The organism is Jeotgalibaca sp. A127 (assembly GCF_052266745.1).
Classification (GTDB): Bacteria; Bacillota; Bacilli; order Lactobacillales; family Aerococcaceae; genus Jeotgalibaca.
Genome location: NZ_JBQPRC010000001.1, coordinates 23963 through 47425 on the forward strand (window position 1 = coordinate 23963; position 23463 = coordinate 47425).

At 41.4% G+C, this 23463-nt stretch carries 20 protein-coding genes, 1 pseudogene and 1 riboswitch; of the genes and pseudogenes, 5 read left to right on the forward strand and 16 right to left on the reverse strand.

Going from position 1 to position 23463, the window contains the following annotated elements:
• The 5 genes from purS to ppdK all read right to left on the reverse strand — a co-directional run bounded on the left by purS (window position 1) and on the right by ppdK (window position 4859).
• Window positions 1-249 (reverse strand): phosphoribosylformylglycinamidine synthase subunit PurS, encoded by a 249-nt coding sequence (gene purS, locus ACTVAI_RS00135; RefSeq protein ID WP_443474070.1) that lies wholly within the window; start codon window positions 247-249, stop codon window positions 1-3.
• Between the two features lie 226 nt (window positions 250-475).
• Window positions 476-1198 carry a peptidoglycan editing factor PgeF gene (gene pgeF / locus ACTVAI_RS00140; protein WP_443474071.1) on the reverse strand — a complete coding sequence of 241 codons (723 nt, stop codon included), beginning with the start codon at window positions 1196-1198 and terminating at the stop codon, window positions 476-478.
• Between the two features lie 16 nt (window positions 1199-1214).
• Entirely contained in the window at window positions 1215-1655 is a 441-nt protein-coding gene (locus ACTVAI_RS00145; RefSeq protein WP_443474072.1) for a hypothetical protein, read from the reverse strand.
• Between the two features lie 311 nt (window positions 1656-1966).
• Window positions 1967-2125 (reverse strand): hypothetical protein, encoded by a 159-nt coding sequence (locus tag ACTVAI_RS00150; protein WP_443474073.1) that lies wholly within the window; start codon window positions 2123-2125, stop codon window positions 1967-1969.
• A 94-nt stretch (window positions 2126-2219) separates the two neighbouring features.
• Entirely contained in the window at window positions 2220-4859 is a 2640-nt protein-coding gene (ppdK, locus tag ACTVAI_RS00155) for a pyruvate, phosphate dikinase (protein ID WP_443485602.1), read from the reverse strand.
• Between the two features lie 149 nt (window positions 4860-5008).
• Between ppdK and ACTVAI_RS00160 the strand changes: the two genes are divergently transcribed.
• Window positions 5009-5638 (forward strand): helix-turn-helix transcriptional regulator, encoded by a 630-nt coding sequence (locus tag ACTVAI_RS00160; RefSeq protein ID WP_443485603.1) that lies wholly within the window; start codon window positions 5009-5011, stop codon window positions 5636-5638.
• 13 nt (window positions 5639-5651) lie between these two features.
• The gene (locus ACTVAI_RS00165; RefSeq protein ID WP_443474076.1) at window positions 5652-6503 is read left to right on the forward strand and encodes a pyruvate, water dikinase regulatory protein; all 852 of its coding nucleotides are present in this window, start codon (window positions 5652-5654) and stop codon (window positions 6501-6503) included.
• Between the two features lie 100 nt (window positions 6504-6603).
• On the opposite strand, the gene ACTVAI_RS00170 is transcribed toward ACTVAI_RS00165, so the two are convergent.
• The 3 genes from ACTVAI_RS00170 to ACTVAI_RS00180 form a co-directional block, all read right to left on the reverse strand.
• Window positions 6604-7596 (reverse strand): isocitrate/isopropylmalate dehydrogenase family protein, encoded by a 993-nt coding sequence (locus tag ACTVAI_RS00170; RefSeq protein WP_443474077.1) that lies wholly within the window; start codon window positions 7594-7596, stop codon window positions 6604-6606.
• 28 nt (window positions 7597-7624) lie between these two features.
• A complete protein-coding gene (locus tag ACTVAI_RS00175) occupies window positions 7625-8941 on the reverse strand; it encodes a CitMHS family transporter (protein ID WP_443485604.1) in 1317 nt (438 codons plus the stop codon).
• Window positions 8942-9136: 195 nt separating this feature from the next.
• On the reverse strand, window positions 9137-11008 hold the full coding sequence (locus ACTVAI_RS00180) for a heavy metal translocating P-type ATPase (protein WP_443485605.1): 1872 nt from the start codon (window positions 11006-11008) through the stop codon (window positions 9137-9139).
• Window positions 11009-11145: 137 nt separating this feature from the next.
• Window positions 11146-11249, reverse strand: a riboswitch (NiCo riboswitch).
• A gap of 175 nt (window positions 11250-11424) precedes the next feature.
• On the opposite strand from ACTVAI_RS00180, the gene ACTVAI_RS00185 reads away from it, so the two are divergent.
• Window positions 11425-11895, forward strand: a complete 471-nt coding sequence (locus ACTVAI_RS00185; RefSeq protein ID WP_443485606.1) for a flavodoxin family protein — start codon at window positions 11425-11427, stop codon at window positions 11893-11895.
• Between the two features lie 147 nt (window positions 11896-12042).
• Here the strand turns inward: ACTVAI_RS00185 and ACTVAI_RS00190 are convergent, their stop codons facing one another.
• On the reverse strand, window positions 12043-14463 hold the full coding sequence (locus ACTVAI_RS00190; RefSeq protein ID WP_443485607.1) for a flavocytochrome c: 2421 nt from the start codon (window positions 14461-14463) through the stop codon (window positions 12043-12045).
• Complete coding sequence (locus tag ACTVAI_RS00195) at window positions 14463-15095, reverse strand: NADPH-dependent FMN reductase (RefSeq protein WP_443485608.1); 633 nt, start codon at window positions 15093-15095, stop codon at window positions 14463-14465. Before ACTVAI_RS00195 ends, ACTVAI_RS00190 begins: the two co-directional genes overlap by 1 nt.
• 178 nt (window positions 15096-15273) lie before the next feature.
• On the opposite strand from ACTVAI_RS00195, the gene ACTVAI_RS00200 reads away from it, so the two are divergent.
• On the forward strand, window positions 15274-16215 hold the full coding sequence (locus tag ACTVAI_RS00200) for a LysR family transcriptional regulator (protein ID WP_443485609.1): 942 nt from the start codon (window positions 15274-15276) through the stop codon (window positions 16213-16215).
• A 23-nt stretch (window positions 16216-16238) separates the two neighbouring features.
• On the opposite strand, the gene ACTVAI_RS00205 is transcribed toward ACTVAI_RS00200, so the two are convergent.
• Window positions 16239-17204 (reverse strand): tRNA dihydrouridine synthase, encoded by a 966-nt coding sequence (locus tag ACTVAI_RS00205; protein WP_443485610.1) that lies wholly within the window; start codon window positions 17202-17204, stop codon window positions 16239-16241.
• 541 nt (window positions 17205-17745) lie between these two features.
• Here ACTVAI_RS00205 and ACTVAI_RS00210 point away from each other — a divergent pair.
• Window positions 17746-18974 (forward strand): annotated as a pseudogene (locus tag ACTVAI_RS00210) (IS110 family transposase).
• 201 nt (window positions 18975-19175) lie between these two features.
• On the opposite strand, the gene ACTVAI_RS00215 reads toward ACTVAI_RS00210, so the two are convergent.
• From ACTVAI_RS00215 to ACTVAI_RS00235, 5 genes are all read right to left on the reverse strand, one after another.
• Window positions 19176-19919 (reverse strand): anti-sigma-I factor RsgI family protein, encoded by a 744-nt coding sequence (locus ACTVAI_RS00215; RefSeq protein WP_443474085.1) that lies wholly within the window; start codon window positions 19917-19919, stop codon window positions 19176-19178.
• Complete coding sequence (locus ACTVAI_RS00220) at window positions 19916-20395, reverse strand: sigma-70 family RNA polymerase sigma factor (protein WP_443485611.1); 480 nt, start codon at window positions 20393-20395, stop codon at window positions 19916-19918. Before ACTVAI_RS00220 ends, ACTVAI_RS00215 begins: the two co-directional genes overlap by 4 nt.
• Window positions 20396-20417: 22 nt before the next feature.
• On the reverse strand, window positions 20418-20819 hold the full coding sequence (locus tag ACTVAI_RS00225; RefSeq protein ID WP_443485612.1) for a hypothetical protein: 402 nt from the start codon (window positions 20817-20819) through the stop codon (window positions 20418-20420).
• 159 nt (window positions 20820-20978) lie between these two features.
• Window positions 20979-22247: a RidA family protein gene (locus tag ACTVAI_RS00230; RefSeq protein WP_443485613.1), complete on the reverse strand. Its 1269-nt coding sequence runs from the start codon at window positions 22245-22247 to the stop codon at window positions 20979-20981.
• A 144-nt stretch (window positions 22248-22391) separates the two neighbouring features.
• Window positions 22392-23075: a DUF4367 domain-containing protein gene (locus ACTVAI_RS00235; protein ID WP_443485614.1), complete on the reverse strand. Its 684-nt coding sequence runs from the start codon at window positions 23073-23075 to the stop codon at window positions 22392-22394.
• Window positions 23076-23463: the final 388 nt, after the last annotated feature.

The window sequence follows — 23463 nt, forward strand, 5'->3', positions numbered from 1 at the left end:
TTACGCCTCCTCGCTATTCATTGAATAAGTTTCCATTGCTTTGTTAACCAATAATTTGTCAGCAAGTTCCTTAATAATGTTTTCTGCCTCTTCTTTAGATTCAGCTTCAACATTAAAAGTATAGGTACGTCCTAACTTAACAGAAGTGATGGCGTCCAAGCCCATTGCCTTGACAGTGCCATTTAACACTTCCTCTTCAGGGTTGATAACAGATTGTAAATACCGAACATTAACAGTCACTCGAAACATTTTAGTTTCCTCCTAATAAGTTAATAACACAGTAAAAATAACAGATTATGTTCGTAATTACAATAGTTTTTGCGAATTAAATGATAATATTCTTAACATTTTCAGTATATTTGCACATTTTTGTCATTTTAGGACTTATTCATAATAAGTGAATGTTTTTTACTATTTTATTTATTAATGTTCGTTTTTTACGATTCGAAATAAAAAAGCTGGAGTCTCCCCCAGCTTAGTTCATCATTACTATCAAACCATTCAAACCATATTCCTTACCTTCTGCCCTCGCAGAATGTAAACAACCATCCATAAAGGTGGATACCCGGCTCACTTCGATATGTTCCTCTTTGATTCCTGCTTCACGCAGCAAAGATAGATTGGCATCCGTCATGCTTAAATGGAATTTATCCCCTTTAGGAACAATGAACGCATCACGATTATCAAAGCTTATAAACGCTTCATATACCTCTGATCCGACTTCATAATTTTCCATATCAATCGACGGTCCCACATACACCAAGATATTTTCCTTGTCACATCCAAATTCGTGCTCCATTTTTTCAATGGCTTTTTGCGAGATTCTCTGGACGGTTCCGCGCCATCCCGAATGGAGCGCAGCCAAAACTTTCTTTTTCGGATCATACAAAACTATCGGTGTACAATCCGCATACTTCACAAGCAAAGCAACACCCGGTTTATCCGTAATCAGTCCATCTGTTTCAGGAAAATTTCTACCAAATATAAATGGATCACCCGTTACGCCATCTGCATAACCAATGTTGTGACCATGGACTTGTTGACCAGAATAAATTTCTGTCGGATGGATGCCCATCTTATCTATAGCGCGCTTAACTTCTTTGACGATTTCAGGTCCTTTTGTTTGTTGCCGAAAATCGTAATCAAAACCCGCAACGAGAAAGGAGAGCCCCTTTCCCTTCATTAAATCTGACTCCATTCATTAACTCCTAACTTTAAGAAATCTCCTTGACCGGACGACCTTCGCGGTCATAAATATAGTTTCTGACTTTTTTACTATCACCCATCGCCATTATCAAACGATCCCGAAATGGTTCAGCCAATTCATCGAATAAGCAAAGTTCATCGGTCAGCAAATATTTTGAGCGAGCTGCTTCAATCTCACCAGGACGCTTCAATTTATACGTCCGCGAAGGCAAATTACCCTCAATCGTTTTTTTCTCTATGCGATAGAAGGAGTGTTCATCATGATAAATAACTTCCAAAGCCCCGGAATTTGTACGCTTGAACTGTGCATCTGGATGTTTTTCTTTATGAAGTTCCCACCAAGCTTTGATACCCTCAATTGCCTCTTCCTCGGATTTGTAACTACCATGTTGCTTGCGTACGTCACCAATTCTGCTTACCCAAAAATTCGTATAAACCGTTTGTGTCATACCATCGCTCCTCTAGTAATGTATTTTTCTAACCTTTTTTTAATTATATCACAACGAAAAAGAAGAGAGTGCTCAAAAAGGCATTTAGCCCCGAACCACTGGAACGAATAAGCACAGGATGGTCGCAGACCATCTGAGCATTATTATGGAGGCACTGCGGGCTAACGCCCAAGTGTATCATGTTTGTAAGCTGCTGAAGCAGCAACAATCATGACAAAGTGGCGTCGGGGCTGCCTTTTTGAGCACGTTTGTGTTGAAGTATTCGTAAACAGATAAGGGTCCGGGAGTTATTCCCCAGACCCTTCGCATCTCTATGTTGTTGTAACTTTTTTAATTTCCTCGTACTCAGCTTCAAATTGAGCAACGGAGTATTTTTTAATCAATTCGGACAAACTTAGACCATAGTATTCTGCTAAAAAAGAAAGCTTTTCGTATTCTTCATCAGTCACACATAATGTTATCTCATCCATATTATTACTCCCCCTACTCTCATATACCTCAAGAGTAATGGAAGTTTTCATCCCGGACAATAGAAATGTCCGTAATCTCATATGAATTTTAGATTCAGCTTTCCAGACTTAATTTCGCAATAGTCAACCAAGCAGCCGGAACGCGGTAAGGCGAACAAGAAACATACTGGACCCCTTTATCAATCAAGAAGGCGATGGATTGTGGATCACCGCCAACTTCTCCACAGATACCAATAGAAATATTTTCGTTTGCCTCGGCCTTTGCACGATCAATCGCATAAGTAAGTAATTCACCTACACCTTCTTCATCCAAATGCTGGAACGGATCACTTTCAATAATGCGCTCGCGTTCGTAATCACCTACGAACTTACCAATATCATCACGAGAAAACCCATAAGTCAACTGCGTTAAATCGTTGGTACCAAAGCTTATGAAATCGACATGCTTCCCTATTTTCCCAGCCGTCAAACAAGCACGTGGCGTCTCCAGCATTGTCCCGATTTGATAAGGAATTTCGATTTCCTTCTCTTCAAACACTTGATTAATGACTTTCAAGAGTTTTTCTTTCAGAAAAATGATTTCCGCTTCTACTGACACTAACGGAATCATGATTTCTGGCTCGATTACAATCGAACCATTCAATTCTTCTGTCACTTCAATAGCAGCTTCGATAATTGCTGCCACTTGCATTTCATAAATTTCTGGATTGGTAATCGCTAAGCGACAGCCACGGTGTCCCAACATGGGATTATTTTCTTCCAAAGCGGCAATCCTTTGATTTATTTCTTCTACGGAAATTCCAAGAAGAGCGGCCATTTTATCGACTTCTTTTCCATTCGGAATAAATTCATGCAAAGGCGGATCCAACAGACGGATCGTTGCGTGTTTTTCCTGGGCTAGACGGAATATCGTTTTAAAATCTTCTTTTTGATAAGCTTTTAGTTTTTCAAGTGCGAGACGTTTTTCATTGACTCCCGGGGACAAAATCATCTTACGCATCTCAACGATTCGCTCTTCGCCAAAGAACATATGCTCTGTCCTGACCAGTCCCATCCCTTCTGCACCAAATTGTAAAGCTGCTGTAATTTCATTTGCGGTTTCTGCATTGGCTTTGACTGAAATAATACCCACTTCTTTACACCAAGAAATTATTTTACCCAACGAACTGGATTCATCTACTGGATTTTCTTTTTCAATTTCGCCCAGGTATATTTTCCCTGTTGCACCATCAACTGAAATGACGGTTCCTTCTTGAATGACCGTATTACTCACGCTAGCTGTCTTTTGTTTTTCATCGATAAGTAGTTGTTCACACCCAACTACACAGCACGAACCCATTCCACGTGCCACTACTGCAGCATGCGAGGTCATCCCTCCATGAGAAGTTACAACAGCTTCACTGACTGCCATTCCTTCAATATCTTCTGGTGAAGTTTCTTTGCGCAAAAGAATCGTTCTTTCTCCAGCGTCGTTCGCACGCTTGGCATCTTCGGCAGTAAAGTAAACCTTCCCGCTGGCAGAACCAGGACTGGCAGGTAACCCTTGCACGATTGCTTTCTTTTCCTTTAATTGCGAAGACACGAATGTTGGATGCAATAATTGATCCATCATTTGAGGAGTGAGTCGTTTCAAGGCTTCTGCTTTTGAAATAACACCTTCCTCCACTTGGGAAATAGCTATTTCAATGGCGGCTCGGGCTGTACGTTTACCACTGCGCGTTTGCAGGATGAACAACTGGCCATCTTCAATGGTGAATTCGATATCCTGCATATCGCGGTAATGGCGTTCCAGCATTTCTGCCAGATTTAAGAATTGTTCATACGTCTCTGGCATAATGTTTGCTAATTGGGAAATATCTTGCGGTGTACGAATGCCGGCCACAACATCCTCACCTTGAGCGTTAATTAAAAATTCTCCAAAGAGTCCTGGCTTTCCAGTTGCCGGATTGCGAGTAAACGCAACCCCCGTACCACTTTCCATGCCGGTATTCCCAAATACCATCTCCTGAACCGTAACAGCAGTGCCTAAATCGTCCGGTATTGCATTCATGCGGCGATATGTAACCGCTCTCGAATTATCCCATGATTTGAAAACCGCTTCTATCGCTGCCAGCAACTGTGTTTTTGGATCTTGCGGGAACGCTTCCCCCATCTGCTCTTCGTAAATTTCTTTATATGTATTTGTTAGTTCTATCCAATCTTCAGCGTTCATTTGTACATCTGATTGATAGTCTTTTTTATTTTTGTATAAGCTTAATGCATCTTCGAAAAGATTTTTATCTATCCCTTTAACAACATCACCAAACATTTGAATAAAACGACGGTAACAATCATAGGCAAAAGCCTCATTATCAGTTTTGGCGGCGATTGTATCAACAGTTAAATCGTTCATCCCTAAATTCAATACCGTATCCATCATACCAGGCATTGAAATTTTAGCGCCACTGCGAACAGAGACAAGTAACGGATTAACCGGATCAGAAAATTTCTTCTGACTCATTTCTTCAAGAGCTTCAAGTTGTTGTGCAATTTCAAAAATCATGTCCTCCTGTAATGAACCTTGTTCCAGATAAGTAAGACATGCTTCTGTTGAAATCGTAAATCCACTCGGTACCGGTAGCCCTAATCGTGTCATTTCTGCTAAATTAGAACCTTTCCCTCCCAATAAATCAACCATTTCTCTTTTACCTTCTGCAAATGAATAAACAAATTTTGTCGCTGTTCTGTTTAACATCATCATATTCACCCTTTTTAGTGTGTCTTATTAAAACTTATTCGCATTATATAGTGTGTCATAATAGGTTGTCAAGTGTTTAATTAGATATTGATTAAAATTATGATGTTTTATATAATGGATACATCTTGAAAAAAGAGGTCGGTAGTATGGATTTTACGGAACGACAGAATAAAATTATAGAAATCGTCAAAGAGCATGAACCCATCAGTGGCGACCGCATTGCAGGTTATCTTGGATTAAGTCGTGCCACACTAAGAAGCGACCTAGCAGTTTTGACAATGGTGGGGATATTGGATGCACGCACTAAAGTTGGTTATTTTTATACCGGACAAGATGTGAAACCACTTGTTTACGATCAACTATTCGAAGTGACCGTCAAGGAAGTAATGACCACCCCGATCATTGTTGAACAAACTTTATCCGTTTATGATGCAGTCACAAACCTTTTCATGTATGATGTGGGTTCTTTGTACGTAAAAAATGATCAGGACGAATTAGTAGGCGTTATTTCCCGAAAAGATTTTTTACGGTTTGTCATTGGAAATAGCAACGCGGAAAATACTCCTGTTGCCATGATTATGACCCGGATGCCAAACATCGTGACCGTGACACCGGAATGGACGATTTTAGAAGCCGGAAACTTATTGATGCAGCACCAAGTAGACTCTCTTCCAGTAGTAACGAAAGAGAATCCGTTAAAAGTAGTAGGAAAGCTGACGAAAACACGGCTGATGAATCATTTTATCCAAGCCGGGAATGATTCAAATAACAGTTAAAGGATGACGGACCATGACAAAACCCTTAAAGAAAGCAATCAACCCTATTTATATCATTTCCGACTCTGTTGGTGGTACAGGATTAAAAATCACTGCGGCAGTACTTGCTCAATTCCCATCACTCGCATCTTCCGAAATAAAAAGATTCCCTTTTATAACCGACTCAGGACAAATTGAGGATATCTTGCAAGACGCAAAAAAAGAAAAAGCAATCATTGTCTCAACACTGGTTAACAAAAAGATGATTGCCTTTGTCGATGCCTTTTCGCAAGCAGAAAATTTGAGGCATGTAGATCTTATGACGAATCTCACTTCGATCATCGAAGAAGAATATGAGGAAAGTTCCAACCAGGAACCTGGCGCCCTTCACAAATTAAATACCGATTACTTTAACCGTGTTTCAGCGATGGAATTCGCAGTTCGGTATGATGATGGTAAAGATGCTAAAGGATTTCAGAAAGCTGATTTAGTTATTTTAGGCGTTTCAAGAACATCCAAAACGCCCTTGAGTCTGTATTTGGCGAATCAAGGTTATAAAGTCGCGAATCTTCCGATTATCCCTGAGGCACAAATACCGGAAGAACTGTTTAAAATACCGTCAAGAAAAATTATTGGCTTGACGACCTCAGCGGAAACACTAGCCAAAATTCGACAAGCGCGTTTAGCATCGTTAGGGTTGAAAAATACCAGCCAGTACTCCGATCAATTACGGATTGAAAAAGAATTAGCTTATGCGGGAGATTTGTTTAATCAGTTGGATATCATGACTATTAATGTGGAAAATCGTTCCATCGAAGAAACGGCCGTCCTCATTGAGGAATATTATCGTGACACCTTCCAACAAAGCAGACCCAGTTTGTTTTGATCAATGGCATTAACATGAGTCGTTGTGCAGACTTGCAACATAAATGAAAAAAAGACCCAGTCAGCATGGAATTATCCGTGCCAACTGGGTCTTTCATATTTTATAAAGCTGCAATTATTTTTTCGGTGTAAGATGTTGTAGATTGCTCGCCACCTAAATCACGGGTGAAGTTTTGCGGGTCCGACAAAACTTTTTCGATTGCGTTTCGAATTCTACGCGCTGGTTCATCTTGACCGATGTGCTCCAACATGAGGCACGCACTCAGTATCAAGGCTGTTGGGTTCGCAATATTTTCCCCGGCAATATCAGGAGCCGATCCGTGGACCGCTTCAAAAATGGCAATATCCTTACCGATATTTGCGCCTGGAATCGTCCCTAAACCGCCCACCAAACCTGCCATCAAGTCAGATAAGATATCCCCGTATAGATTTTGGGTTACCACTACACCAAATTGCGAAGGATTAATCACTAATTGCATCGCCATGTTATCGACCAAGATTTCTTTAAGTTCAATGTGTGGGTAATCTTTGGCAACCTCACGGGCCACATCCAAAAATAAACCATCAGTCAATTTCATGATGTTCGCTTTGGTAACAACCGTTACGAAATCTCTTTTTTGAGCATCTGCATAATCAAATGCCCGTTTCACGATTCGTTCGGAAGCACCGCGCGTGATGACTTTAATACTATGCATCTCATCATCAGAAATTTTTTCTTCAATACCCGCATACAAATCTTCTGTATTTTCACGGAATAAAATCATATCCAGATCTTTAAATAAAGAGGGAACCTTCCCTAAAGATTTAATCGGACGAATGTTGGCAAACAAATCATACTTACGGCGCAATGCGACGTTTGCACTACGAAAGCCTTTGCCGATAGGTGTTGTTATAGGACCTTTAATCGCAATTTTATTTGCTTCGATGCTTTTAAAAACAGCCTCTGGTATCAATGTACCTGTTTCGTTAAATATCTGTTCACCTGCATGCAGAACTTCCCATTCAACATCTGCACCACTCGCGTTAACAACACTCATCATGGATTTCGATATCTCACGACCAATCCCATCGCCAGGAATCATTGTAATTTTCATCATCTGTCTCCTTTAGCATTTTATCTTATTAGTTGTAGATTGGCATAGCCCCTATTAAAGCCCCAACGATTACATAGGTGATAAAGATGCCGATGGATACCAGTCCTGCTTTCTTTTGCCAAGGACCCATATCCACATTCGTCATCCCTAATAACACATAGACAAATGGCACTAACGGACTTAGCAAATGGAACGCTTGTCCCATCAAAGAAGCGAAAGTAAGTTGCAATGGTGTAAAGGCATATCGTGCGCCCGCTTCAGCCAATACTGGCATCACGCCATAATAAAACGCATCATTATTCAAGAAATATGTCCCTGGAACCGAGATAAATGCCACAATCAGTCCATAGAAATTACTCCAACTTTCCGGAATTATTCCAACCAAACTAAGCGCGATAGCATCACTCATACCAGAAGCCTGTAAAATACCCATGAATACGCCCGCCGCAAACACCGTCATAACAACAGAGTTCGCTTCAGCAGCATTTCCATCAATCCGTTTCTTTTGGTCTGCAACATTTGGATAGTTGACCATTAACGTAATAACTGTCCCAATCAAGAAAACAATTGCCGATGGGATGATTCCCCAAATCAGCAATCCAACCGCGCCAAATGCGATAATAGCATTAATCCAGACGTTTTTCGGTCTGCGAATTTCCAAAACTTCTGGATCCGTAATTTCCGTCATCTTATTCAATTCTGAATGTGATAAATCAACGACTCCCAGACGCTTTCTTTCACCACGCCCCATAAAAAAGGCAACGACAAACATATAAACCAAGGCAGCAATCATCATCGGTACCAAACCACGCATAACATCCGATTCATTAACACCCATCACGGCAATCGCACGTGCAGTGGGACCTCCCCAAGGAAGTAAGTTGATAATTGAATGAGAAGTCATTGTCAACACTGCCAGATCCAGCAATTTCATATTTAAATGCTTGTAGATCGGAACAAAAGCCGTACAAACAATAATCATCGTTGTCGTTCCGTCACCATTCAATGATACTCCCGCTGACAATGCAACAGTCGCCAGCATGACCTTCAAAGGATCACCCTTAGCAAAACGTAACATAAAATTGGAAAGTGGATCAAACAACCCTGCATCAATCATGAGCGAGAACATATAAATAGCGAAGAACAACATAATCCCTGTCTTTGCAGTTGTCATTAAGCCATCAAAAGCTGCCTCACCGATATTAAAATCCCAAATCCCTATTAACTGTCCAATTACCGCCCATATAATCGGCAAGAAAGCCAGACCAACGAAAGGTGTTGTTTTCTTTGTCATAATTAATGCCATAAAGACAATAATTAAACTATATCCCATAAATGCAATCATATTCCATCTCCTTTGCTTTTTATTTGTTAAATTGAAATTAGATAAGTAATATTGCTATAACATCTTACCTTTTAAAACGCTCTAAGTCAATCTTACCATGACATCCTTTGTTATATTATGTGACATCCACGAAAGAAAAAATGAGCCAAAAAAATGAGTCAAAAGCGAATTTTATACGCTTTTGACCCACCTGTTTTATTGGGATTGAACTGTTTGTTCCTGTTGTTTTCTCGGTTTTTCTCTGTTTTCCTTTGCACTCAGTAGTCGCAGGCCATTAAGGATTACCAAAATCGTTGAACCCTCATGAAAAACAACCCCCATCGGTAAATCCAATAATCCCACTAAGTTCAAGGTAATTAACAAGAGAATTACACCTACCGCAAAAGCAACATTTTGCTTGATAATTTTATTCAGACGTTTGCTTAGTTTATAACTATAGAGAAGTTTAGATAAATCATTTTTAACGATCACAACATCAGCGGATTCCATTGCCACGGAAGTACCACTACCCATTGCGATACCGATATCAGCGTTCGCTAGCGCAGGAGCATCGTTTATCCCATCTCCAATCATACCGACGACTTGATCTTTTTCTTGTGCCTTGATTATGTAATCAATTTTGTCTTCAGGCAAACATCCAGACTGATACTCTTTAATATTTACTTCTTTAGCCACTTTTTTCGCCACAGCTTCATTATCCCCGGTCAAAAGAACAATACTAACGCCTTCTTCTTGGAAACCGTGAACGGCTTCCACTGCCTCATGACGCACTTGGTCACTTAAAGCGAAATACCCTACGATAGTATCATTTTCAGAAACAAGTACGGTGGTATGGTCAACCGCCACTTTGTTACGATAACCATATGGATCCGCCATATTTTGGAATGCAGAGGGCTTACCTACCTTGAAGGCTCCTTTTTTCAACCCTGAACCCGCAATTTCTTCTACTGGGAGCCCGTGGTTGACACTATCTAAACTTAAATCGGAAAATTTATTGACAATGGCATTGGCAATCGGATGAGATGATTGTTGTTCCATAAAAACAACTTCTTTGATAACTGGTTCCGGAGCCTGATAATCTACCACCTGGAAATCACCAAAAGTGAGTGTTCCCGTCTTATCACTGTATAACTGGTCCATCGTTGCCAATGCTTCCATCGCTGCGCCACCTTTTACCAACACACCATTTTTTGCGCCATTACTAATTGCACTCAAAGTAGCAGGTGTCGCTGCCGCGACCAATGCACACGGACTCGCTACGGTTAATAAAACCATACCACGGTAAAAGGCGTCCTCAAAGGTGAAGCCATTCAGATAATATAAAGCGGCAATGAATAAAGGAACCACAATTAAGACGCCAATGACATAGTTTTTCTCAAAACGATCGATGAATTTGGCGATACGAGAAGGACGACTTTGCGCTTCCTCCACCATGCGAATGATGTTTGAAAACATCGTTTGATCACTGGTCTTGTTTACGGTTAGATGGAAAGCATTTCCTTCATTCAATGTTCCAGCGAACACTTCGTCACCCTTTTGTTTTTCAGCAGGGAGTGATTCACCAGTCAGTGACGCTTCGTTGATTTGTGTTTTCCGATCGATGATACCATCAATCGGAATCTGAGCACCTTTGGATACAACAACTATATCGCCTACGATTAAATCATCCGTAGCAACTTCCACTACTTCACCTGTCGATTTTAGGACTTGTGCAACCGAAGGAACTTGTGACATCAATTCTTTAATAGCGTTCGTTGACTTGTTTGTTGCAAAATTTTCCAAAAATTCCGCTCCTGCAAAAATCAACAGCAACATTGCCCCTTCCGATTCATAATTAATGACTACTGCCCCTAAAGCAGCTAAAACCATCAACAAATCGACGTTGGGTGATTTTGACTGAACTGTATCAACAACTGCATTTTTAGTTGCAAAATATCCCAGGAAGAAAATTGCCACATAGAATGCAATCCTACTGTAAATACCACCTGTGACAAACCCTATTATCGTAAATATTATTCCGAGTACCAAAAATTGTCCCTGTTTTTCTTTAACCAGATAATTAAGCATATCTTTTCCTCTTTTCTATTCATTATTCAACTTTATCGTTTGGTTAATTTAGTTTTCTCCTTCTGCTACATATTCATGATTAACCTCCCATTCTTAAAAATTATGTACAAAAAAAGGCACACCTATAGAACAGTAGTTACTGTCCCACAGGTGTGCCTTTTTGCACGACTCTGCTACCACGCATACGGTGGACCGGCTGCATGAACCTCTAGGAGTTCACCGCCTGCTCAGATTTAATGGGCCCTCCAAAAGAGAGCGAATTAAATTTAATTTATAGGTTAATTTTACACTGACTCGGTTCATTTGTCAATCTCAGTTTTGGCTAATCTATCGAATATTTTGCAATAATTAGATAGGCCAACGATGATATGATATACTTTGGGTGAAAATAACGTGATAGAAAGAAGATGGAGCGGATGAAAATCGGGATTATCATTCATTCAAAAACCGGAAATACGCTATCTGTCGCCCAAAGGTTATCGGAGAATCTGTTAGCATTAGGCCATGTTTGTAAAATTGAAAAAGTGGTAGCAACTAATGACGAAGAAATGGAGCCGTCAAAAATAGTCTTAGAAAATCAACCGGATTTAACGGGCTATGACTACTTGATTTTGGCTGCTCCTGTCCGCGCTTTTTCGCTTTCGCCCGTGATGAAAGCTTACTTGGCGCGTGCCTCCCAACTATCGAAGGAAAAAGTATTTTGTTACGTCACGGAAGGTTTTCCATTTTCATCCATGGGTGGTAACCGTGCGATCAAGCAGTTCAATAATATCATCGAAGCAAAAGGAGCCACTGTTGAAGCAACAGGCATCATCAATTGGTCGAACCCCAGACGCGAGAAGCAAATCGTTCAGTTGGTTAACAAATTTATCTCATTAATAAATTGATTCTCGGTAAAAATCCGATGAGCACGCATGAGACTTAAATGTTAAAGAGGGTGAGACAAAAGTCTCACCCTCCTTCCTGTATACGAATATCTGTATTCTAAACGTGCGACAAAAGGCAGCCCCGAGCCACTCCCTTGTTTTGTTTAATTATTGTTGGTGAGCTGCATTTGTTCCGGCAATACGTCCATACGTGAAGATATCAGTCAGTGCGTTTCCACCTAGACGGTTTCCTGCATGGATGCCACCAGCAACTTCTCCAGCAGCGTAAAGTCCTGGGATGATTTTTCCTTCTTTCGTCAAAACGCGTGTCGCAGAATCGATACGTAATCCACCCATAGTATGGTGAACAGCCGGCTTGCGTGGTGTTGCATAGAACGGTGCAACTGTGACTTTTAAATCAAACACATTCTTGCCGAAATCAGGGTCTTTTCCATTATCAACATATAAATTGTATGTAGACACAGTTTCTACTAACGTTGCAGGGTCCATACCTAACTGTTTAGCAAGTTCTTCAAGCGTATCAGCCCGATAAAGGGTTCCTTCGGCAACTTCTTTATCAATTTTCTCTTGATTTGTGTTGTAAGCTGTCTTTTTTATTTCGTCATCTGCAATCAGATAGAATAGACCGCCTTGATCGATTGCTGCTTGAGTCAATTTATCACGACTTTCGTATTCATTTACGAAACGTCTGCCCTCTTTATTGACCATTACGAAATTAGCTGGGGGAACTTGTAATCCAGTAAAAAGCCCACCATTATCCGGATCAGATACAGGCATCATTTGCGAGAATCCCATTCCGACTAAATCTGCCCCCACACTCTCACCAAGCTTGATTCCATCTCCGGTAATGGCAGGAGAGTTCGACGTCTTGATGTCATCATCAATTTCAGTCCAGAACGTATTGTATTGTTTCAGCATCTTGGTATTCGCTCCGAATCCACCAGTCGCCAAAACAACTGCTCCAGCATGAATGACAACTTTCTTGTTGCGTGGTCCACGGGCAATGACACCGACAACATTCCCATTCTCGACTAGCATTTCCTTGGCTGGTGTATCGGTAATAATTACACCACCGTTATCCAACACAAATTTTTGTAATGCAGCAACGAAAGCATATCCTTGATTTTCTTTTGGTTTATGGCCACGGCGCCACATTGCCCCAACTGGCATTTCAACATTGTTTCGGTTGAAATCGACACCGATTTCCTCCAACCATTTAATGGAATGTGGAGCGTTTTCAGTCAAAGTTTTGACAAGATCATAATCACCGTAGATACGGTTACCGAGTAAATCAGTCCGTTTTCCACCTAGATAAGTTTGGATTCGATGCCACAACGTCGAATCGAATAAATAGCGTTTTCCAGCGGAGAAATCTGCTAGATAATCACGAATTTGCTGTTTCAAGGTATTGAAATCTTCCAAGTATTCGGTATCTATTTCTGCTTCATCGATTTCCAACACGCTTTTCAGGGTGGAATCCTCACCTGGCAGGGCCTTGAAATTATTTTGCCATTCTGGATTTGCCGCATTCATAGGTCCGCCTGTCCGGACGGTATTTCCACCGATCGAAGGAAATTTCTCCAACAAGATGACTTTTTTGCCTTCCTGGATAGCACTGGCTGCAGCACTCAAACCAGCCCCTCCGCCACCGATAACTAAAACATCTGTTATTAATTCTTCTTCCTCTACTTTCGGCTGATCCGCCGCTTTGGGACGTTTTTTCAATATTTCTGGGTCAGCACCCGCCATTTTTACCGCTTCTGCTACCCCTTCGATAACCCCCTGGCTGGTGACCGTTGCCCCTGAAATTGCATCAACATTCAAGGTTTGACCTTCAACGATTTCTTGGGGAATACGTGTGAAGACAACATCAGCAATTCCAGCTGATTCTCCAGCGGAATCAATTTCAATAGTCTCAATGCGATCTTCCGATAATACTACCCTCATCGGCAACTTACCATTATGGCCAGGGGCCGTTACGGTATATTCACCAGGATTGAAAGAAATAAGTTCCGGGATATTCAAAAGATTGGCAACTTCCGTGAAACGGATGAATTTCTTGAAGCAACTTTCCAGAAAATCGATTGTGCCTTTTTCTTTCAGGTCACCTTCCTTGGTGAAAGCTTCATGGGCACGTCCCAATAAAAATTCATTACCCGGCATGACGGTCGCATTCACACCCGGCGCATCCAACACCTGACGCAGATGTAACTGGGCCCGCGACGAACCTTGAACATCATAGGAAGCACCGACAATCATAACTGGTTTACCATCAAATGGATGGACTTTAAATGATAACCATTCCAGCATACTCTTTAACGCAGATGGGATCGAGTGGTTGTGTTCCGGTGTTGCAATAATCACGCCATCCGACTCTTCAATTTTATTTTTCAGATATTGGACGGATTCGCTGTCCGTTTGATCATCCGATTCGTCAAACATCGGGATTGCTTTGATTTCCAATACTTCAATCTCTGCCGTTTCCGCAAAATGTTTCTCCATAAATTTCAACAGCAGACGATTATATGAAAAATCCGCATTCGTTCCAACTATTCCTACAAACTTCATTATTCATTTCCCTCCGCTTCTGACGCGATAATCTCTTTCCACGAAAATGCCGGTTTGGCTGTGGTCCTTTTTTGACGTTCTTTCAACAAAAGATTAGTCATCTCCACAAACAACTGAAACTCGGCAAAACAATCTTCGAGTTCAGCAACTTTTTCCTGATCCAATAAATCGCCCTCTTCATCAAATGCTTGGAGCGAATAGCCAAGCAAAAATTCTGCACTCGGCATGATACGGGCTTTTAACTCAGGTGAGTTCAATATTTGGCGTAAGTGTCCTTGAGCCCGTGATGATCCTAAAGAACCATAAGAAGCACCGGTAATCATGACAGGTTTATCGACCAACGGCTGAACGCTATAGGACAACCATTCCAAAACACTTTTCAGAGCGGCCGGGATAGAATGATCATATTCAGGTGTACTGATGATAACCCCGTCAGCTGCTTCAATTTTATCAGCAAGTTCTTGGATTCCTAAGGGAGCTTTTTTGTCTTTTGGTTCATTAAACGCTGGCAGTCCTTTAATTTCAAAGACTTCGACCTCAGCTTTATCTGAAAAATGCTTTTGAATGAATCGCAACAGCGTCCGGTTAGTGGAGTGGTCTGCATTCGAACCGACTATTCCAATCAATTTCATTAAATTCCATTCCCCTCTTTTTTATTAGTGATGTTTTGAGCATATCAAAACAGCCCATTATTAAACATTTAATGATTTAATTGTAATTTAAATTTCTTTTATTGTGAAATATTTATTTTTTATAACTCGATAACATATTTGTTATAATTATCACAAAGATAAATAAAGGAGCAATGAAATGTCGCATATACAATCACCTATCCTTTTACAATACCTGGATGCACTTTTGAAGCATGGCAGCTTTACTAAGGCAGCCAAAGACCTTTATATTTCCCAACCATATTTAACTCAAACCATTAAACGAACGGAAAATGATTTGGGAATAGAAATCGTCAACCGTAAGAGCCCACAACTGCAGCTGACTGAAGCGGGAAAAGTTTATTACCGATATCTAGAGTCTATTGAAGAAAGCAGTGAGGATTTGAAACGCCAACTCGCAAAATATTCGATGACAGGGAAACCAACCATTCGAATTGCCATCCTTCCCAGCTTGGCTACTTATTTACTCCCTCTTGTATTGCCAGTCTTCAAGAACAAATTCCCTCACATTTCCGTGACCATTCTTGAAGATGTACCTAAAAACAATGAATTGCTAACAATCAAAGAAGAGGTAGATTTTTATATTGGACAAAACCCCGAAGCGGTATCACCTTCACTCATAACGATAGATTGTGGGTTTCAAAATTATTATGCCATTATCCCACCCTCTTCCGAATTTTACTGCGAAGGTGTCCAGTATTTGACGGAGAATTCCATTTCTGTTGAAGAATTGTTATGCCAAGAGCTGGTGCTCACAACAAACGGTTCGGCAATCAGGCGTCAAATCGATCGTCTCTTGAACCGCTACAAAATCACGCCACGAATCGCATTCGAAACTTCTAACGTCTATACCGTCGCTGAACTTGCGAAACAGGATTTAGGAGTCGCATTCGTTCCCGAAGGTTTGGTGCATGCCACAAATTCCACTGCTTATAATCTTTACCCTATAACAACGACACTTATTTCTTTAGAATATTTCATCGCCTATCCGGCTTCAAAAATGCTGAGCGAAAATGAAAAGTTATTTTTGGATATTTTTACCACCATAGTTCAAAAGCATACAAAAAAGGCTAGCTCATAAGCATGAGTTAGCCTTTTTTACTATTATAGGTGGTTCTTTTCAAACTCGTCCAACACTGTCCGTACTTCGGCAGTTGATTTGGTTTCAAATAGGCGCGCCCTGAGGTCGCCAGCCCCTTTAAATTCACGCACATAAATCTTAAAGAAACGTTGTAGCGGTTTGAACACGCGCGGTTCCTTTTCAGCATATTTATCAAACAAATCCAAATGTTTACGGAATAAATTCAATAATTCTTGAGGACTGCGCTCTTGGGGAACTTTCTCAAATGCATAAGGATTGTGGAAGATACCACGACCGATCATCACACCATCAACGCCGTATTTATCAGCAAGCTCTTTCCCAGTTTGGTAGTCAGGAATATCGCCATTGATAGTCAATAAAGTTTGGGGCGCAATTTCATCGCGCATTTTCTTGATTTCTGGGATTAATTCCCAGTGTGCATCCACTTTACTCATTTCAACCTTCGTACGCAAATGGATGGAAAGATTTGCAATATCCTGCTCCAACAAATGCTTCAACCAAGTCTTCCATTCATCTACATCCGCATGGCCTAAACGCGTTTTAACACTGACAGGAAGGCCGCCTGCTTTAGCAGCTTCAATCAATTCAGCCGCCACATCAGGACGACGTATCAATCCTGCACCACGACCATGTTTAAATACGTTGGGTGCCGGGCAACCCATGTTAAGGTCCACTCCACGGTAGCCCATTTCTGCCATTCCGATACTCATTTCACGGAAGTATTCAGGTTTGTCTCCCCAAATATGAGCCACAATTGGTTGCTCGTCGGGCGTGAATGTCAAACGACCACGGACACTCTCTTTTCCGTTGGGATGACAGAAACTTTCACTATTGGTAAATTCAGTAAAAAATACATCCGGACTCGCTGCTTCACTGACAACATGACGGAAAACAACATCTGTCACATCTTCCATAGGTGCTAACACGAAAAACGGACGTGGCAACTCTTGCCAAAAATTCTCTTTCATTTCAAAATCCTTTCCTGTAAAAATGCAAACATCTTTATATAGTAGATTTATTAGTAGCTTACTTATTGCAATTAAGTATACTACCATATTACTCCAATTTTAGAAAGTTTAATGCTATTTAAATTTGGTCATAAAAATAAAGAGAGTGTGAAAAAAGGCGTTTAGCCCCGGATTACTGGAGCGAATAGGCGGAAGATGGTCGCAGACCATCTGAGCATTATTCGTGAAGTGGCGCCGGGGCTGCCTTTTTGAGCACGTTTACGAAGCAAATATTCGGTTAAATAAACATACTAAGATTAGTAGGTAGAAACCCCGACGGGGGATTCTACCTACTATTTTCTTTTTTTGGAATATAGTAGTGGTGAAAGGAAGCTCGACCGTAGCCCTAGGACCCAGAGTCCGATACATAAACAGAGCTCCTTCACTGTCATTTCAGAATCAGGTTTAAGTATGTTGGACTTCGAGTCCGTGTAAAGGAAATGGGAATCGGAATGAATCAGTGAGGGTCTTTCAAACCAAACGAGAAAGTGAGGAGAAAGTGATGTTTGTAGTCGCGCTAGACGTTTCCATGAAGAAAAGCTATGCCGTCATCTATGAAGGCACTACGTGCCTGTGGGAGGGCAACGTTACACACACGAGAACTGGTTTTGCTGGTCTGTTGAATGAGATACAGAACCTGCCGCAAGCTCCGGAAGTAGTTTTCGAGGCCACGGGCGTCTATTCCCGGCCGGTGGAAGCCTTCTGCCAAAAAACGGCTTGTCCTACACCCTGCTGAACCCGCTTCAGGCAAAAAAACAACTGGAAGAAGATACGCTGAGAAGTTGGAAGACCGACAAACAGGATGCCCACAAGCTGGCGCAAACCCATGCCGGGAAAAGACGGACACCGAAGGTGGTACAGGAAGATATCTATCAAGACCTGCGCGATTTATCCCGCTTCTACCAAGAGGTGGAGGAAGAAATCAAACGCACGCGCATGCATTTGCACAACTGTCTCCAGCTGGTATTTCCGGAGTTGGAACAGTTCTTTTCGAATCAAATCAACCTCTACGCCCTCACCGTAATCAGTCTGTTCCCGCACCCCGACCTGGTCTTACGGTCCACACCGACTAAAATCAAAAACTTGCTCATCAAATCAACCAGGAAGAACATCTCCGAAAACCGGGCCCGCAAGAAGGCGGAAGAGTTAACCGCTCTGGCACTGGAGACTTATCCAGCCGTTGCTGAAAACAGTGTTCACTGTCAAAAGACGAGCTATTATGCGGAAAGGCTCCAAGACCTGCTCCTCCAAAAGGAGGCGCTCAAAAGCCAGATGATAGCAATGGCGAGGAAACTACCGGAACACGATTTATACATCACAATCCCAGGAATCGGTGAGCTGTCCTCGGCCTTATTGATCGGGGAACTGGGGGACATTCGACGATTCGAAACGTCCAACCAACTGAACGCTTTTGTGGGCATTGATATCCGTAGGTACCAATCCGGAAACTATATTGGCAAGGACCACATCAATAAACGCGGCAATCCGAAAGGAAGGAAAATATTGTTTTTTTGCGTACGAAACATGGTTCGCCAACAGAAAGCTGCCCCGAACCATATCGTAGATTATTACTACAAATTAAAAAAGCAACCCATCCCCAAAAAGGATAAAGTTGCAGTCGTAGCCTGCATGAACAAACTACTAAAATGTATGCATTCCATGGTCAGGAACCATACTAAGTACGACTATGCGTACACGGCCTCTAAGGGCCCATCAACAGTTTTAATATAACACAACACCCCGCAAAAAAATAGAAAAAGGGATGTTTATTTGGCATGCCTATCTTCGTATCAAGCGTAGCCCCAAACCTACTCTCCAAGGGAGAGTTTAAGAAATTCATACGGATAGATAATTATTAGGCAGATATCACTTGACTAAACGTAGGAGAGGGGGCTGGGAGTTTTGTCCCAGCCTCCTACTTACTCGATTCTGTTAGTTCTCACTGTTATTTCTTTGCATCATCTTGTTTTTCATGGAACCGTTGGGAGAGTTATTTTCTTTCATGTGTTTCTGCATTTCGTTGTGATGTGATTCGATGGTTTCAATCAATTCATCCATAGGAAGTTCTTCCGCACTTTCTAGCGTTCCTTCCTCTTCTAAATCGCGTAATTCCATCATCGCACGCATCCGACCGATCGACACACCTTTTTCTCTGGCTTGTTTCATTAATCCCTCCGTTGACTGGTACATCGTCATGTGCTGCCGCATCATCCCTTTATGGGATTCGATGTTTGCCATCATCTCAGATGCTCGGGACGCTTGCCTACTCGCTACTGTCACATAGACTTCTTCAGTCTCCATTCCGAAAGCATTCATTATTTCAGCCATAGCATCTTCATAATTCATGTGGGTAACGGTCAATTCATTTGCCAGATTTTCTCCTTGAGGATCGAACCCAACAATTTCAACGACCCGATTGAACCAATTCACACGCAATTCAACCGAATAGTCGCTGTCGATGGAAACTGCTGATACGGGCGTTTGATAAGCGAAGAAGCCGGAGATTGTGAACAGAACAACCAGTCCCATAACCGCTTGCACCTTGAACTGACGCCAATAACCTTGCGGACTTCTTTTCTGGTTTTTGATACGCTTTGAAACCATCTGTATCGTTTGTAGTTTCAGTTGTTCATCCGCTACGACACCATCAAAGGCTTTTTTTATTTTTCGGCTCATTCCCATTCATCTCCTAACGCCGCTTTCAACTTTTCCTTCGCCCTGGCTAAACGGGTATATATCGTATTGACATTTTTACCCAGCAGCTCGGCGATTTCGACAGCAGAATAGTTTTCGTAATAAAACAGATAAATGACTTCCCGGTAGTTTTTGGGGAGTGCCAGAACCGAACGGATCAAATCATGATCTTCAGGCGCAACACGCGCCAATTGCTCATTTATTTGATCCGTAGTGATCACTTTGCTCTGGAAAAAACTCTTGAGAAAATCCTTGCAGGCATTGATCGTAACACGGATTATCCATGCTTTTTCATGGTCATCCGAAGTGAATGAAGGGGAATTGGTTGCATACTTCAAGAATACAATCTGGAAGATATCTTCCGTGTCCGCACGGTTCTTCAAATAAACCATACAGATCCTGGTGACTGTATCGCCATACAATTCAATTGCTCTGATTGCTTCCTGTTCACTTCGCATGCTCTTACCCCAACCTTGTAATTTAGTTGCCTAGGCAGTGTTGATTGCCATATCCCATTCCAAATCCGTCTCTCGGTCCCATGTAATTGCCATCTTCAAGGGCTTGTTCTCTTTCTTGTATCCGCTCTTGAATGAAGGCTTCGCGTTCTTCTTCAGTCATGTCACTATTTTCTTGGAGACGTTCGCGCATTCTGTCTTGCATATAATCAAGACGTTCTTCCACTGTCATTGCTTGAACAGCTTCACGATTTTGTTGACTCAAGCCCATCATACCATGGTGACCGCCGTTCATCCATGCTCCTCGTTCCGCTTGTTGCGTATATGCCGGTGTGCTTTGTCCCGCTTTTGCGTTAGCTGCCAAAGCCGTTGTTCCACCTGTTGCCAATAACGCTACCGTTGCTAAAATAATCGCATTCTTTTTCATTTGAAAAACCTCCGTTTTTTTGTCTGATATTTCTTGTCTCACTAGTAATACGATTGAGAGACCTGAATCCTTTCAATTTTTTTTAATAAAGTAAAAAAACATCAAGCTTTCACCACTGAGGTGTAAAGCTTGATGCTTTTCAGATAAAATAAAAGTTTTTTATGCTGTAGGTGGTGTTCCTTCAGCATTCGATACAATCACTTCGAATTGGATCAAGGCATCGGAAGGTAAAGCTGAAACCCCAACTGTTCTTCGTGCAGGAATACCTGCCGGGAAATATGTTTTGTAAACTTCATCAACAGCATCCGTATCCGTGATGTCTTTGAGGTAAATATTTACTTTCACAATATCTTCCATCACGTGGTCGATGCTTTCCACGATGGCTTTGATGTTTGTTAAGCATTGTGCAGCTTGTTCTTTTACGCCACCCGATACCATTTCGCCTGTTTTAGGATCCAATGGTAATTGCGCTGAAAAATGGTTGAAATGTGAGAATGCCACCGTTTGTGTGGATAGGGCATTTATCGGTGCTTCTTTTGTATTGTTTGCTTCAATAATAAGTCCATGTCTGTCTTCAACAGCTTGTGGCGGAGTGCCATCGCCATGGGAAACGACTGCTTCAATTTGGATCAAAGCATCCATCGGTAAAGCTGAAACTTCCACAGTTGTCCGAGCTGGCACATAAGCCACTGCTCTAGCAATTGCTGAATCAGGGAAGAATGTTGAATATACTTCGTTTACTGCTTCAAGGTCCGAATGGTTTTTCAGGAAGACATTAATTTTAACGATATCGTCAAATGGAACATCGATACCTTCTAAAATCGCCTTGATATTTTTCAAACATTGTCCAGCCTGCTCTTTAATACCGCCAGCTACTAATTCACCTGATTTTGGATCGATTGGCAACTGAGCCGAAAGATGATTGTAGTGAGAGAAAGCAACGGTTTGAGTAGATAGGGAACTTGTCGGTGCATTTTCCGTATTGTTTGTAACCTTGATGATATCCCCTGCTTGTGGCGCATTTGGGATTGTCCCTTCCCCGTTTGAAACAATCGCTTCAACTTGAACCAAAGCGTCCATCGGTAAAGCTGCAACTGCCACTACTGTCCGTGTTGGAACATAGCTTTGGAAGAAAGTTTTATAAACAGCGTCAACTGTGTCGACGTCAGAAATATTCTTAACGAATACTGTTACTCGGACAACGTCATCCATAACATGGTCAATGCTATCAACGATTGCTTTGATATTTTTGAAACATTGCTCCGCTTGCTCTTTAATACCGCCAACTACCATTTCTCCAGATGTTGGATCGATTGGTAATTGAGCTGAAAGATGATTGTAATGAGAAAACGCTACTGTTTGTGAAAACAAAGCATTTTTTGGTGCATTTTCCGTATTTCGTGCCAATACTGTATTATTGCCGCTCATGATTGTACGCCCCTTATAGATGAATTACGTCAAAATAAAACCCTTACATTTTCGACAATTCAAATTGTAACACGCTTACAAGCCAAATGATTTGGTCATTGTTACTTTAATTAGGTGGCTCTTTGTCTATATTGCTGAATTCGCCTATTCATATTTTTTCATGGACCGTGCAATTTTTAAAACTTTTTCCTCGCCTATCACCTTCGTGGTTAGGGTTAATTCAGTACCGTTTTGAGGCCAGGTTAAATAGATTGTATCCCCCTGTTTATATAAGTACCCAGTAGAACCTGATATATCGACTTCAGTACTGTTTGGGTCTATTTCAAGTTCTGTCAGCTTCGATTCAGTTAGTTCAAAAACTGGTGTTTTTTTAAAATAAGTTAAATATAAAGTTTCTTTGATGCCTGTATCCACCCACTCTATGTCACCAAATCTCACATTTTCAGGTACATAGGTAGGCTCATAGATTGTAAAATCAGCTTCCGTCTGGACTTGTTGAAGGGTAACTGGCTCATCCGGGATGTTGCTGAGAAGAAATAACAATGATGCAATTGATAATGAAAAGCTAATAACAAGGTATTTTCCGTATACACGCGCAGCCTCGTTTTCAGCTATTTTCACACCAAGCCACACACCTAACAGTCCACCAGTTGCGGCACCGATTATAAGCCCTATATTACCGACAGCCTCAGGACCAATACCGCCAGCGAATTCGAACTCAGTTAGATAATTGCCCCCTATGAACATGCCATAGAACACACCAATAATAAGTCCGATTTCAAGTAGGACAACGCCTCCCATAATCCCATAGATTATTTTACGCTTCATGTCATTCCGCTCCCTTCTTACTCACAAAATTCGGGACAATTGAATGTAAAATTGAATTAGTTCATTCCCTCTACTTTCATTATACGTCTTCATGCAGATACGCACCAAAGATAGAACCGACCGCCTAGTCCGAATAAGTACGAAAATTGGTTATTATTTTTTGCTGAATATTAATTTTTGGTTGCAGTTTTAATCTTTCTTTAATTTAACTCTTGACAAACATCTGCTCGGTTCGCTAAACTACGTATAATTTAAAATGAGAATCAAATGAAAAAACCTTTGAAGAGGAAGTAAAACTAAGAAACGGTCTCAAAGCGAGTTCGGAATGGTGGAAGCCGGATAGACGTCAGTCTTAGTAAATGGGCCTCTGAGGGCGAGGTGAAAGCAG

What these genes read in the sequence shown, in the direction of transcription:
- purS (WP_443474070.1), bottom strand. Translation starts at nt 249, where the DNA reads ATGTTTCGAGTGACTGTTAATGTTCGGTATTTACAATCTGTTATCAAC.
- pgeF (WP_443474071.1), bottom strand. Translation starts at nt 1,198, where the DNA reads ATGGAGTCAGATTTAATGAAGGGAAAGGGGCTCTCCTTTCTCGTTGCG.
- ACTVAI_RS00145 (WP_443474072.1), bottom strand. Translation starts at nt 1,655, where the DNA reads ATGACACAAACGGTTTATACGAATTTTTGGGTAAGCAGAATTGGTGAC.
- ACTVAI_RS00150 (WP_443474073.1), bottom strand. Translation starts at nt 2,125, where the DNA reads ATGGATGAGATAACATTATGTGTGACTGATGAAGAATACGAAAAGCTT.
- ppdK (WP_443485602.1), bottom strand. Translation starts at nt 4,859, where the DNA reads ATGTTAAACAGAACAGCGACAAAATTTGTTTATTCATTTGCAGAAGGT.
- ACTVAI_RS00160 (WP_443485603.1), top strand. Translation starts at nt 5,009, where the DNA reads ATGGATTTTACGGAACGACAGAATAAAATTATAGAAATCGTCAAAGAG.
- ACTVAI_RS00165 (WP_443474076.1), top strand. Translation starts at nt 5,652, where the DNA reads ATGACAAAACCCTTAAAGAAAGCAATCAACCCTATTTATATCATTTCC.
- ACTVAI_RS00170 (WP_443474077.1), bottom strand. Translation starts at nt 7,596, where the DNA reads ATGAAAATTACAATGATTCCTGGCGATGGGATTGGTCGTGAGATATCG.
- ACTVAI_RS00175 (WP_443485604.1), bottom strand. Translation starts at nt 8,941, where the DNA reads ATGATTGCATTTATGGGATATAGTTTAATTATTGTCTTTATGGCATTA.
- ACTVAI_RS00180 (WP_443485605.1), bottom strand. Translation starts at nt 11,008, where the DNA reads ATGCTTAATTATCTGGTTAAAGAAAAACAGGGACAATTTTTGGTACTC.
- ACTVAI_RS00185 (WP_443485606.1), top strand. Translation starts at nt 11,425, where the DNA reads ATGAAAATCGGGATTATCATTCATTCAAAAACCGGAAATACGCTATCT.
- ACTVAI_RS00190 (WP_443485607.1), bottom strand. Translation starts at nt 14,463, where the DNA reads ATGAAGTTTGTAGGAATAGTTGGAACGAATGCGGATTTTTCATATAAT.
- ACTVAI_RS00195 (WP_443485608.1), bottom strand. Translation starts at nt 15,095, where the DNA reads ATGAAATTGATTGGAATAGTCGGTTCGAATGCAGACCACTCCACTAAC.
- ACTVAI_RS00200 (WP_443485609.1), top strand. Translation starts at nt 15,274, where the DNA reads ATGTCGCATATACAATCACCTATCCTTTTACAATACCTGGATGCACTT.
- ACTVAI_RS00205 (WP_443485610.1), bottom strand. Translation starts at nt 17,204, where the DNA reads ATGAAAGAGAATTTTTGGCAAGAGTTGCCACGTCCGTTTTTCGTGTTA.
- ACTVAI_RS00215 (WP_443474085.1), bottom strand. Translation starts at nt 19,919, where the DNA reads ATGAGCCGAAAAATAAAAAAAGCCTTTGATGGTGTCGTAGCGGATGAA.
- ACTVAI_RS00220 (WP_443485611.1), bottom strand. Translation starts at nt 20,395, where the DNA reads ATGCGAAGTGAACAGGAAGCAATCAGAGCAATTGAATTGTATGGCGAT.
- ACTVAI_RS00225 (WP_443485612.1), bottom strand. Translation starts at nt 20,819, where the DNA reads ATGAAAAAGAATGCGATTATTTTAGCAACGGTAGCGTTATTGGCAACA.
- ACTVAI_RS00230 (WP_443485613.1), bottom strand. Translation starts at nt 22,247, where the DNA reads ATGAGCGGCAATAATACAGTATTGGCACGAAATACGGAAAATGCACCA.
- ACTVAI_RS00235 (WP_443485614.1), bottom strand. Translation starts at nt 23,075, where the DNA reads ATGAAGCGTAAAATAATCTATGGGATTATGGGAGGCGTTGTCCTACTT.